The organism is Desulfitobacterium sp. (assembly GCF_034927245.1).
Taxonomy (GTDB): domain Bacteria; phylum Bacillota; class Desulfitobacteriia; order Desulfitobacteriales; family Desulfitobacteriaceae; genus Desulfitobacterium_A.
This window is the reverse complement of record NZ_JAYFQK010000067.1, coordinates 1-12,655: the sequence shown is the minus strand read 5'-3', so window position 1 is coordinate 12,655 and position 12,655 is coordinate 1. Positions and strand designations below refer to the sequence as shown.

Below are 12,655 nucleotides of genomic sequence, written 5' to 3'. Positions count from 1 at the left end.
TTTTGGGCCTCCTTAATCAAGAGTAATGTTTAATGTTTTAGAAGCTGTGTGCTTATACTCTACCATAACATTTCGTCAAAATTTTGTTATCCCCTTTGATACTTTAGGGTTCTTTTCTTTAACCGACATAAGAAACGGAGCTGTCGCAAAACCTATGGTCGTGTAGTTTTGGGTCTTTGGCAATAGTCCATAATTATGGGCGCACGGAAACGGGGCTGTTTTGCGACAGCCCCGCCATTTTTTATTGGATATTATATTGGGTATTTTTTATTATTGGTACTTAAGTTAAAAATTCATTTTATTTTTACTTGCCGACGATGGGGATGGGCTCGGTGCTAATCTCATCCAATCGATCTTCCCATAGATATTTTTTCGTTTCGGATACGATGACAGGACTGAGCAGGAGCAGGGCAACCAAATTCGGAAGGGCCATCATAGCGTTGAAGGCATCTGCCATATCCCAAACCAAAGGAAGCCCTATAATGGAGCCGACAAATACGGCGGCAACCCAGAGAAAACGGTAAGGCTTAATACCTTTTTTGCCAAACAGGTATTCAACCGCCCGTTCACCATAGTATGACCAGCCGAGAATCGTCGAAAAAACAAAGGTTAAAAGTCCGACAGTAAGGACGATTGGACCGACTATGGGGATTTGTGCAAAGGCAACATTGGTTAGCGCGGCGCCTGACAATCCTTCTGTTGCCGCGGGATTACTCAAAATGCTGCTGACGACAACAAGACCTGTCATGGCACATACGACAACAGTATCCCAGAACGTTCCGGTAGATGAGACAAGAGCTTGGCGAACAGGATTTCTGGTTTGCGCTGCTGCCGCCACAATGGGTGCTGAGCCTAATCCGGATTCATTGGAGAAGAGACCCCGGGCAATACCGTAGCGAGCCGCCATCATAACACTTGCGCCAATGAAGCCGCCGCCTGCAGCGTGAGGGGTAAAGGCAGATTGGAAGATCAGAGAAACGGCAGGTCCTACAAATTCAGAATTCATCATTAGGATAATGGCACAACCGACGACATAGAAAATTGCCATAAAAGGAACAAGTTTCTCAGTGACTCGAGCAATTGATTTTACCCCGCCAATGATGACGGCGAAGGTGAGAGCAGCCATTACGGCGCCACTGATATAGGGGGAAATATGAAAGGTTACATCAACCATAGAAGAAATTGAATTCGCTTGGACGGTATTCCCGATTCCAAAGGCAGCGATTGATGTAAAAATTGCGAATAAGACTGCGAGCCATTTTTGACCTAAACCATTTTCCAGGGCATACATTGGCCCGCCGAGCATTGTTCCATCAGAAGTCTTTACACGGTATTTTACAGCTAAGAGAGCTTCCGAGTATTTGGTGGCAATACCGAATACTCCCGTCAGCCAGCACCAGAGTACAGCACCGGGACCGCCGAGAGCAACCGCGGTCGAGACCCCGACAATATTTCCCGTACCAATGGTAGCCGCCAAGGCTGTTGTAAGGGCGCCAAACTGACTGACATCTCCCTCAGCAGAATGATCCTTTGTTACTGAAAGTTTAATGGCTTTAAAAGTATACCTTTGAATAAAGCGGGTCCTAAACGTTAGAAATAAGTGCGTGCCGAAAAGCAAAACCAGCATTGGGGGGCCCCAGAGGTAAGTATTAAGCCAGAGAATAAAATTGTGAAATGCCTCCATATTTATTGTTTCCTCCTCATTTTTTTTCTCTTTCTTTTTCTTTTTGTCTGTATTATCGAGAATATTATTATATATAAAAAGAGTCAAATCGTAAAATTTGACCCTGGATAACTCGTAATTACTTAATATTATAAATTTACACATAATTTTAATCAAGAAAATATTTGGGATAGTTTGACTGAAAACTCCATGAATTATGTATACTTAGTCATCAAATACCAATCTCTTCATTTTTTTGAATTTGGAGCCTTTCAATCCGATAGGCATTGCCAGGGGTTGTTTTAGTCTCCTTTTTAAGATGAGCGGCATGCTTAGCTATCTGAGTGGGGGTTAAGGAATGATTTGCTGGCAAAATGAGGACAGCGAGGGCTACACTTAGTTGATCCGCTCCAACCATTTGCTCAGTTTTGGCTATAAATTCAAAAATAATTTCTTTGCAAAGTTTTTCAAGATCAGAGTTTTGGGTAATGAATAAGAAGTCATCCCCGCCAATATGACCGACAAAAGTGGATTCTTTACTCTCTTCGCTTGCCTTGCACAATATCTCGCCTAAGGTTTTGATGACCATATCTCCTTTTTGAAATCCGAAAGAATCATTATACAATTTGAAGTGATTGAGGTCTGCGTAAATGAGAGCAAATGACACATTATTGTTAATGCGTTTTTGCATCTCTTGTTCGATCGCAATATTGCCGGGTAATCCGGTCAACGGATTAGCACCCTGGGCGATCTTGATTTGCGTTGCAGCCATGGCCTTTATGAGAGAAGCGACTTTAACCATACCCACGGCCATTTGCTGGTGGATAACGACGAGACCGTCATAAAGCTGGGCATCGGAACGAGACATCGCAAGGGTTGAAGCGACTTCAATTGGGGTATTGTCCTCGAGCATAAGAGGGGTTGAATCCATGAGCAAAGTAATAGGGCGGTCTGTATAGAGACTAACACCATAGCGCGTTCCAAGCGAAGAATAGAATTTATCGCGGTGAATGACTCCGACAATTCGTTTCTGTTCGCTGACGCCGATAAACCAGATGTTTGGATGTGCCCGAAAATACTCATCAACGATGCGAACGGAGTCTTCCGATCGAAAAAGGGGAAGAGGTTCGACTAACGTCCGGATGGTGTTGTTATCATGGAAGTTGATGCTATAGCGCTTTTTGACTAATTCAAGACTTTGTGGATTGACTTCGCTGCGAACAAAGGAGGGGCGGGCAATGAAATAACCCTGCACGAAATCGACCCCTAATTGAACAACTGTCTGCATTTCGGGTTCGGTTTCAACACCCTCTGCAATAAGACGGCACCCAATACGGTGAGAGAGCGTACTGAATGTTTCGAGCAATGCCCATTTTGTCGGATCGGTGTGAATCAATTGAATAAGCGAGCGATCAATCTTTAGAAAATCAGGTTGAAGCTCAGCGATTGATTGCAATGAGGAGTAGCCGGCTCCGACATCGTCGAGTGCGATAAGATAGCCTTGATTTCGATAGTGTTCCAGGGCTTCGCGGAAGGTTGGAAAGTCTTGAATAGCGCTGCGTTCCGTAATTTCAAGCACAACGTCAGAAGGCTTTAAATTTTTTTGAGCAAGAAGTTTGCGCGTTTGTCCGGAAGCAAAATCCGGGTCAGTGAGGATTTGGGGATCGACATTTAAAAATAATAACTCCCGAGGTTTCAGTACCTTAGACGAGTTAAAAATTGCACTTCGCCGGCATAACGTTTCAATCGGATAAAGTTCACCGATTTTTTCTGCGAAGAGGAAAAAGTCAGCGATATCCGGAAAACAGGTAGGGCCTTTCATTCGGGCCAAGGCTTCAAAACCAAAAATTTCACCGCGTTTAACGTCAAGAATGGGTTGATAAGCGGAGGCTAAATGATTATTAGGGTCAGTCAATAATTGATGAATTTCATCCTTGCGCTCATAGTATTGAGAATCAGGTTCGGATTTGTTTAAGCGGAAGGCTTCTTTAACTGCATTATAAAGCAAATAATCGGCACTTCTTGAAGCCTGAGGTTTACATTCTACAAAACCAATCCGAATATGGATGTTTTCTAATACAAACTCTTGAGTTCTTAAGTTAATTCGATTCTGAAGAGGAGGCAGCCAGGGAGTAATAAATGATTGAAAATCAAAAGAGGTTTGAGAGTGGGGAACAAAGTAGACAACATAGTCATCCCCGCCTCGGCATTCGAGTAGTGTGGTTTTGAAAAGATGCACTTGTTCTTTGAGATAATCACTTATTTCTTTTTCAACGATTTCCAGTATCCGATTGCAGGTTTTATAACCGTAGCGAAATTCGACTTCATGGAATTTAACAATGTCGATGTATAAGACCCAAACAGAATATCCTTCACGCAAAAATTGATGGAGTTTGTGTTCATGAGACTGGTTACATTGAAGATTATTGTTCATATTCGTACCTCTTATTATAATTAGATTTTTATATCTATAAGTTTAAAACTGAAAAGTAAATATTATATTTAGAAATTAAAAGAAAAAATTAGGATAGAGTAAAGTTTATGTAAAGAATTCGCAAGAGGTTAACGATAAATTAACACAGCCTTCACTATGAATTAACAAGAAAAGTATAAAATAAATTCAATATTAGAGTATCATTGCGGATCAGGAGGACGTTTATGGCTAAGATTTTATTGATTGAAGACGAACAAATGATTCAAGAACTTGTGACCTTTAATCTGACAAGGGAGGGCTATGAAGTTATTGTAGCCGGGGATGGGAAAAAGGGCTTGGAAATGGTTTATACGGAACATCCCGACTTAATTTTGTTGGATGTTATGCTGCCAGAGATCGATGGGTATGAAGTTTGCAAAGCGGTACGAGCGAACAATGAAAGCACAAATCTTCCTATTATAATGTTGAGTGCACGAGATGAAGTGGCAGACATAATTATCGGGATTGAGTTAGGGGCAGATGATTATTTAACGAAGCCTTTTAGTAATCGAGAATTAATCGCTCGGATTAAAGCGAGGTTCCGTGAGGGAAAGCGCAATATTAAGGAAGATAAAAAAGAATCAATTTCCTGGGGGGATTTAGAACTATGGCCGGAGAGCTATATTGCTGCCGTAGCAGGGGAGAATATGGATCTTACGGTTAAGGAGTTTGAATTGCTCCGTATTTTCCTCAGTCACCCGAATCAAGTCTTTAGTCGGGAGTATCTTATGCAGAAGGTATGGGGTTATGAAACAAGTGCTGATACGCGAACGGTTGATGTCCATATCAGTAATTTGAGGAATAAGCTGAAAGCACTCGGCCCAGTCATTGATTCAGTACGCGGAATCGGATATCGTTTTTCTTCCACCCAATTCTTGAAAAATTAACATGCATTTTACGATTATTTCACGGTCAATTAACAAACATTAGATATAATGCAATTGTAAGAGAGGTTTAGGTGGTTAAAACCAAAATTGAAGGAGGAAATGATAATATGTTTAAAAAGAAGTCGAGAATTGCGCTTATAAGTACAGCCTTAGTTGCTTTATTGGTCCTGGCGGGTTGTGGACAGGCCGCCGCGCCGCAAGGTGGAAATACATCCTCAGGGACAACTGACAAGAAAACAATTACCCTTGCAGGTTCGACAGCATTACAACCCTTAGCGCAAGCAGCTGCTAAAGACTTTATGAGCAAGAATGCCGGCATTCAAGTCAATGTCAGCGGCGGCGGTTCCTTTACCGGTCTAAATAATGTTACGAGCGGTTCTGCTGATATCGGCAACTCAGATGTCAGTGTCGAAGGGAATGCTGATTTTAAAGACAAAGGTTTAGTTGACCATCTAGTTGCAGTTGAGCCATTCTTAATCATTACCAATAAAGATGTCACCATTGATAATTTAAGCCAAGCCCAGTTAACAGATATCTTTACCGGCAAAATTGCCAACTGGAAAGATGTCGGCGGACAAGATGCAAAAATTACGATTATTGGCCGTTCAGCCTCTTCAGGTTCTCGGGCAACGATCAGTAAAGTCGTCATGGATGGGAAAGACTTTACCTCTGCTGCAACAGCCCAAGATTCCACAGGCAACTTAATAACGGCTGTGGCTCAAACTCCCGGATCTATCGGCTATATTGATGCGGCTTACTTAAAAGATACGGTTAAGGCGTTGAAATACAATGGTGTTGCTTATAGTGCAGATGCAGTGATCGATGGAAAATACCCCATCTACGCCTATGGTCACATGTATACCAAAGGGGAACCCACAGGTACGGTTAAGGCTTACCTCGACTATATCATGAGTGCCGAATTCCAAAACGCGAATGTCGAGAAAGCCGGTTTTATCCCTGTAAGCAAAGTGAAAAAATAACAATAACCTAAAAATTTAAAACCCTGTTAGCACGAATTATTGATTATCCTAACCCTCTATTAAATTTTGAATTTTAAATAGATGGTTAGGATTTTTAACATTAATTTAACACTTGTTTAATTTTGAATTTACAGAGGCAAGCTAAAGTAAAGTATGTTCACGTATACAAAGGAGGTGGGGGTTTTGCCTCAAAGTAGGTCTATTGTTTATTTTAATGATCGATTGTTTCGTTATCTTTTTATTGCCAGTGCAGTTCTTGTTTCACTCATTATCGTTTCGATTATCTGGTTTGTTGGGAATCAAGGACTTGCAACTTTTCGTGAAGCAAGTATTATTGAATTTTTTACGAGCAGTGTATGGAACCCGAGTAACGGAAATTATGGGGCACTGACGTTTATTACGGGATCACTTGCTTCAACCCTTATCGCTGTGCTTATCGGAGGACCTTTGGGATTAGCCGGTGCTATATTTATGGCTAAAATTGCTCCGCCCTGGTTAAGGCAAATTATGCGTCCGGCTACAGACCTCTTCGCAGGTATTCCCTCAGTCGTCTATGGTTACGTTGGAATTACGGTTTTCGTCAATATCATTCGCGAAACAACAGGTTCGCCGACCGGGTTTGGCTTGCTTGCCAGCGGAGTTGTTTTGTCGATTATGATCTTGCCAACGATCATTAGTCTTACGGAAGATACCTTACGTTCATTGCCGACTACCTACGAAGAAGCTTCCTTAGCACTGGGCGCAACTCGGTGGCAAACCATCTGGAGGGTTTTAGTACCGGCTGCCACACCGGGTATTCTGACGGCCCTGATCTTGGCAATCGCGCGTGCGATCGGAGAAACGATGGCTGTACAAATGGTCATTGGAAATTCTTCTCGATTCCCGAATTCGTTAGTTAGCCCGACTTCAACTTTGACGAGCAACATTGTTATGGAGATGGGAAATACTCCTTTCGGTTCGACTTGGAATAATGCGTTATTTATGATGGCTTTAATTCTTCTTATTATTTCCCTGATTCTTATCCTTCTCGTACGAATGACAGCCAGAAGGGGGGCTAAACAATGAGGCTTAAAATAGCGAAACCCAAAATAACGGATAAATTGGCGACTTTACTCCTTTGGGCTGCTGCCTTATTTATTATCGGGCTCCTGATCTGGTTCTTAGTTTTTATCTTAAAACGAGGAATTCCTTACCTTAATCTTCAGTTTTTCACGGGTCCTGATGGAGTTGGAGCACAGCTCTTTAACTCGTTTTATATTCTCTTCCTATCGCTGCTTTTTTCTTTACCGATTGGAATTGGAGCCGGTATTTATTTAGCGGAATACGCTCCCCAAAATAAGCTGACCGATTTAATCCGTTTGAGTGTAGAATGTTTGGCCAGCGTACCTTCCATTGTTTTTGGGCTCTTCGGAATGATTATCTTTGTTAATGTTTTGGGACTGGGTTATACAATCCTGGGAGGAGCAGCTACCTTAGCCCTCTTGAATTTACCTATCCTCGTCCGGGTTACGGAAGGGTCCTTGCGCTCTGTTCCTGAAAGTTACCGTGAGGCTAGCCTTGCCCTAGGTGCTACGATGTGGCAAACCTTGCGCAAGGTCATTCTTCCCACGGCAATGCCGGGGATTGTTACAGGAATTACCCTTGTTGCGGGTCGTGCCCTAGGTGAAACTGCAATTCTGATTTTTACGGCGGGCATGAATGTCTCCCGTAATCTTTTTGACATCAATCCGATGGCAGCGGGTGAAACATTAGCGGTTCACTTATATGCCGTGAAGGCAAATCCATTGCCCGGAACGAATGCAGATGCCATTGCGGATGGTACAGCGGCATTATTGATTATTGTTGTACTGATCTTTAATTTGGTATTATCACTGCCAAGCCGTTTATTGGAAAGACGGCTTAATGGCAGTAAACAATAAAGGAGACGAGTAATGAAAGATAAAATCGTTGTTGAGAGTCTGGATCTCTTCTACGGTGATCATAAGGCTTTGAATAATATTAGTCTTAAGATGATTGAGCGGAGTGTGACAGCCTTGATTGGACCGTCGGGCTGCGGCAAGTCAACGTTTATCCGCACCCTCAATCGAATGCATGATCTCTTGCCAGATGTTAGAATTATGGGAAAGATTAAGATTGATGACCAGGATATTTATGCACCGGATACGGATATAGCCCTCTTACGGAAACGGGTCGGCATGGTTTTTCAAAGACCGAATCCCTTTCCGAAATCGGTTTACGAGAATATTGCCTACGGGCCGAGGATTCATGGCGAGAATTCCAAAGCGCGTCTGGATGAGATTGTTGAGTCCAGTCTGCGAGGGGCAGCATTATGGGATGAGGTGAAGGATCGTTTGCACAAGAGTGCTCTCGGACTATCCGGAGGACAGCAGCAGCGATTATGCATTGCCCGCCTTTTGGCAGTGGAGCCGGAGGTTCTTTTGATGGATGAACCAACCTCGGCGCTTGACCCGATTTCGACAATGAAAATAGAAGAATTAATTACTCAATTAAAAACGAAGTATACCATCGTTATTGTCACACATAATATGCATCAAGCCTCTCGGATCTCTGATCAAACCGCCTTTTTCTTGAACGGAGTGCTCGTTGAAGCGGATGAAACGGGAGTTTTATTCACACGGCCTGCTGATCAGAGAACAGAAGATTACATTTCCGGTCGTTTCGGCTGATTAAAGGAGGTACTCCATTGGCAACAAGATATTTATTTGATCAATCCCTGGAGGAATTAAATGAACAAATATTTCGTTTAGGGGAAATGGTAAACAAGCAGATAAAAGATGCTATGAGAGCGCTTGAAAAGCGCGATTTAGAGCTGGCGAATCAAGTGATTACCGGTGATCTGCAGATTAATGAATTGCAAGCAGCAATTGAAGAAAAGTGTACATTGCTCATTGCGACTCAACAACCTTTTGCTAAAGACTTGCGCAAGATTGTGGCTCATTTTAAAATTTCAATCAATCTTGAACGTATGGGCGATCTGGCCGTTGATGTGGCTAAGATTTCCTTGCGTATCGGCGAGACACCCTTGATTAAACCGCTTATTGATTTACCCCGTATGGGTGAACTTGTCCAAGAAATGGCCCTGCAGGGCCTTATGGCGTGTAAAAATGAAAATGCGGAAGAGGCTCAAGCCATGGCCGCGAAGGATGATATAGTCGACCACCTGTATAATCAGATTTTCAGTGAGTTATTACTCTTAATGATTGAAGACCCCAAGAAGACCACTCAAGCGGCTCATCTCCTATTTGCGGGAAGACACTTGGAACGCATGGGTGATTATTGTACAAACATTTCGGAAGAAGTCATCTATGTTGTTACCGGAAAACGCCAAGATTTAAACTGAACCTATCACCAAGTCCTATGAAAAATAGGACTTTTGTTATCTAACGAATAAAATTTGAAGTTAATATAATAATGGAGCCCATAATCTAAATCTAACGAAATGAGATACTCAATATATTTCGAAAATATAATAGAAAGAATAACTAAAAAGTTATATAATAAGTATCGGGCGTTATGCTAACCGCCGAAGCCTTAAAGTCAAGATTTTGAAAGTTAGGGGGATTATATTGGTGCCTGATATTGTTTATTTTATATCCTCAGATAAAATGGGAAATCAGGACCCGGAACTGGGGAAGAGACTCATGGCAGGTTTTTTCCGTAAACTCTTTGAAGCGGAACAAAAACCGTCAAAAGTTCTCCTCGTGGAAAGTGGGGTTAAGCTTTTGCTTCCCGAATTTGATGCATTTGGAGTTCTAAGGGAATTGGAAGCTGAAGGTGTTGAATTTCTCGCCTGTGTTACATGCCTCGAATATTACGGAATCACGGAAAAAATCGGTTTAGGGCAAGTTTCGAATATGCCGACGATCATCCAAGTTATGCACGAGGCGGATAAAGTTATTTCTTTCTAAAAATAAAGGCTGTTGCAATGCAACAGCCTTTCACGATGCTTCTTTTCTGCCGATACCCCAACGAAAGATATCATGACCCGATTTTCCGGATTCCTCAAGGACAAAGCCTGAAGCTTCAATAAGCTTATGCGGCTCCCGGGTTAAATTGCAGCCCCCCGCGATCTTAGGCCAGATTGTATTGGTTGCTTTGAACAGGGCAGCCATATTCTTTCCCTCCGGCAATACATGATCGGTAAAAATAAAGAGGCCGCCGGGTTTTAGCACACGCCAAACTTCTTTGACGGCGTTTTTCGGGTTTTTCACACTACAAAATACCAAAGTTTCGACAACCGTGTCAAACGACTCATCGACAAAGGGAAGATCCTCGGCTTTGCCTTCAAAGAAATTGAGGGGAATTTCTGTCTTTACTACAAGAGCTGAAGGTTTAATATCTAAGGCCGAAATACTTTTAACGGCGGTATGGTTATAGTATTGAAAGTTTACACCTGTCCCGTATCCGATTTCGAGCACATTGCCGAAAGCTTTGGAGATAATATCTTTGCGGATTTTCGCAAGAATATTTTTTTCTAAGGGTGACATGAAGAGATCATAGAAATTCACAAGAACACTCCAGTCTAAAATAATCTTTTATTTAATGATTTAATAATTCAAATTATAGCACTACTGGGGAGTAATGGTAAGAAGCGATTACGCCTTGCGTCTTCGTGAATAAGGGGATATATTTGATTACACCGGAGCGGTAAAAAACATATACAATTAAGCGGAGGCTGAATTTATGAACCAACCTATAAAGACTAAAATCGTACGATCGGATTCTTTTGATCCATGGCATAATCTGGCGCTTGAAGAATATCTTTTTCGCCAAGTCGAAAAGGACCAGATTATTCTTTATCTCTGGCAAAACCAGAATACGGTCGTTGTCGGCCGAAATCAGAATGCCTGGAAAGAGTGCCGTTGTTCAAAGTTGGAAAGTGACGGCGGCAAACTTGCGCGAAGACTTTCCGGCGGAGGGGCAGTCTTTCATGACTTAGGCAACCTTAATTTTACCTTTATCATGGATCGCTCACTTTATGATCTAAAAAAACAGCTCCACGTTATTCTTGAGGGAACTCAAAAACTGGGGATTCATGCCGAGTTTACGGGGCGGAATGATTTAACGGTGGACGGAAAGAAGTTTTCAGGGAATGCCTTCTACTTTGAAGGGGATAAAGCGTATCATCATGGGACAATTATGATCGATGTCGATGTGCGGAAGGTTTCTGCGTATCTTCAGGTTTCTCGGGAAAAGATGGTTTCGAAAGGGGTTGATTCGGTTCAGTCCCGAGTGACCAATCTTCGTAATTATCGTCCTGATTTAACGATTGATGAGATGAAAGAAACATTGATCCAAAGCTTCCAAGAGCTTTATGGGAAAAGCCCTGAGCCGGTACTCATTAAAGAACAGGAGTATCATTTAAAAGAACTCTATGCTAAATACTCTTCTTGGGATTGGCTCTACGGTAAAACACCCCGCTTTGATGTCAGCTGGGAAACCCGTTTCCCTTGGGGTGGAATCGATTTGGGATTAACGCTTAACAAGGGAATTATTTCAGAGTCCAAGATCTATTCAGACGCAATGAATGCTAATCTCATTGAAGATATTGCCGCAGCCTTAATCGGCCGCCCCCTTATTGCTGAGGATATACGGGAAGGTTTAGAAACCATCGGGGGTGTTGAAGAAGATAAAGCCATAATCGAGGATCTAAAAAATTGGCTGGGGATAAAATTAACCGAACTTTAGACATGAAAGCCCTGCATTGGAAAGTTGATGAACTTCCCGGTAGGGCTTTGATTTAAAGGCTTGCTAGTTTTTGATCCGGGAAATAGCTTTCTGCCATCCCTGATATAATTGCTTTTGCTGATCTTCCGCCATTTGGGGGGTAAAGCGGCGGTCGATGCGGTAGCTTTGGCTAAGCTCATCGGTATTTGTCCAGAAGCCTGTTGCAAGTCCTGCAAGGTAGGCAGCTCCTAAGGCGGTTGTTTCAATGCATTGGGGTCTTTCAACCTGTACCCCTAAAATGTCGGCTTGGAATTGCATCAAAAGATTATTGGCGACTGCTCCGCCATCGACTTTCAGAAGTTTGAGATTCAGACCGGAATCTGTTTCCATCGCCGTAAGAACATCTTTTGTTTGATAGGCCATGGATTCGAGGGCTGCTCGAATAATGTGATTTTTGTTGCTGCCTCGCGATAGACCTAAGATCGCACCGCGGGCATGCATATCCCAATAAGGAGCACCAAGTCCGGTAAAAGCGGGGACGACATAAACTCCTCCGTTATCCGGAACTTTAGAGGCAAAGTACTCGGAGTCGGCAGAGGTTTCAATAAGCTTCAATTCATCGCGGAGCCACTGGATAATTGCCCCGGCAATAAAAATACTGCCTTCCAGGGCGTAGGTGACTTGGCCGTCAATTCCCCAAGCAATTGTGGTTAAAAGGCCGGTTTGCGACTCGATCACGCGGTTTCCGGTGTTCATCAGCATGAAGCAGCCGGTTCCGTAGGTGTTCTTAGCCATACCAGCATCGAAGCAAGCCTGTCCGAAGAGGGCTGCCTGTTGGTCACCGGCAATACCGGTAATTGGGATTTCGCCACCGAAGAGGGTGGTTGTTCCGAATTTGCTGGAAGAAGGCTGTACATTAGGCAGTAAGCTCATGGGAGCTCTGAACTTCGCACATAATTCTTCG

12 protein-coding genes are annotated in these 12,655 nt (G+C 42.9%); 8 read left to right on the top strand and 4 right to left on the bottom strand.

What is annotated here, in order from left to right:
• Positions 1-304: 304 nt before the first annotated feature.
• Entirely contained in the window at positions 305-1,684 is a 1,380-nt protein-coding gene (locus VB077_RS15360; protein WP_323416136.1) for a sodium:alanine symporter family protein, read from the bottom strand.
• Between the two features lie 211 nt (positions 1,685-1,895).
• Positions 1,896-4,097, bottom strand: coding sequence for a bifunctional diguanylate cyclase/phosphodiesterase (locus VB077_RS15355; protein ID WP_323416135.1), 2,202 nt, complete (start codon positions 4,095-4,097; stop codon positions 1,896-1,898).
• Positions 4,098-4,321: 224 nt separating this feature from the next.
• On the opposite strand from VB077_RS15355, the gene VB077_RS15350 reads away from it, so the two are divergent.
• The 7 genes from VB077_RS15350 to yedF all read left to right on the top strand — a co-directional run bounded on the left by VB077_RS15350 (position 4,322) and on the right by yedF (position 9,932).
• Positions 4,322-5,023, top strand: coding sequence for a response regulator transcription factor (locus VB077_RS15350; protein WP_323416134.1), 702 nt, complete (start codon positions 4,322-4,324; stop codon positions 5,021-5,023).
• A 107-nt stretch (positions 5,024-5,130) separates the two neighbouring features.
• Positions 5,131-6,003 (top strand): phosphate ABC transporter substrate-binding protein, encoded by an 873-nt coding sequence (locus VB077_RS15345; protein ID WP_323416133.1) that lies wholly within the window; start codon positions 5,131-5,133, stop codon positions 6,001-6,003.
• A 183-nt stretch (positions 6,004-6,186) separates the two neighbouring features.
• A complete protein-coding gene (gene pstC / locus VB077_RS15340) occupies positions 6,187-7,068 on the top strand; it encodes a phosphate ABC transporter permease subunit PstC (protein WP_323416132.1) in 882 nt (293 codons plus the stop codon).
• Positions 7,065-7,922: a phosphate ABC transporter permease PstA gene (gene pstA / locus VB077_RS15335; protein WP_323416131.1), complete on the top strand. Its 858-nt coding sequence runs from the start codon at positions 7,065-7,067 to the stop codon at positions 7,920-7,922. Before pstC ends, pstA begins: the two co-directional genes overlap by 4 nt.
• A gap of 12 nt (positions 7,923-7,934) precedes the next feature.
• A complete protein-coding gene (pstB, locus tag VB077_RS15330) occupies positions 7,935-8,690 on the top strand; it encodes a phosphate ABC transporter ATP-binding protein PstB (RefSeq protein WP_323416130.1) in 756 nt (251 codons plus the stop codon).
• Between the two features lie 17 nt (positions 8,691-8,707).
• Complete coding sequence (phoU, locus tag VB077_RS15325) at positions 8,708-9,364, top strand: phosphate signaling complex protein PhoU (protein ID WP_323416129.1); 657 nt, start codon at positions 8,708-8,710, stop codon at positions 9,362-9,364.
• Positions 9,365-9,593: 229 nt separating this feature from the next.
• Entirely contained in the window at positions 9,594-9,932 is a 339-nt protein-coding gene (yedF, locus tag VB077_RS15320; protein ID WP_323416128.1) for a sulfurtransferase-like selenium metabolism protein YedF, read from the top strand.
• A gap of 30 nt (positions 9,933-9,962) precedes the next feature.
• Here the strand turns inward: yedF and VB077_RS15315 are convergent, their stop codons facing one another.
• Positions 9,963-10,532: a class I SAM-dependent methyltransferase gene (locus VB077_RS15315; protein ID WP_323416127.1), complete on the bottom strand. Its 570-nt coding sequence runs from the start codon at positions 10,530-10,532 to the stop codon at positions 9,963-9,965.
• A 175-nt stretch (positions 10,533-10,707) separates the two neighbouring features.
• Between VB077_RS15315 and VB077_RS15310 the strand changes: the two genes are divergently transcribed.
• A complete protein-coding gene (locus VB077_RS15310; protein ID WP_323416126.1) occupies positions 10,708-11,712 on the top strand; it encodes a lipoate--protein ligase in 1,005 nt (334 codons plus the stop codon).
• A 63-nt stretch (positions 11,713-11,775) separates the two neighbouring features.
• Here VB077_RS15310 and VB077_RS15305 read toward each other — a convergent pair.
• The coding region (locus VB077_RS15305; protein WP_323416125.1) for an FGGY family carbohydrate kinase at positions 11,776-12,655 on the bottom strand (880 nt) is incomplete at its 5' end.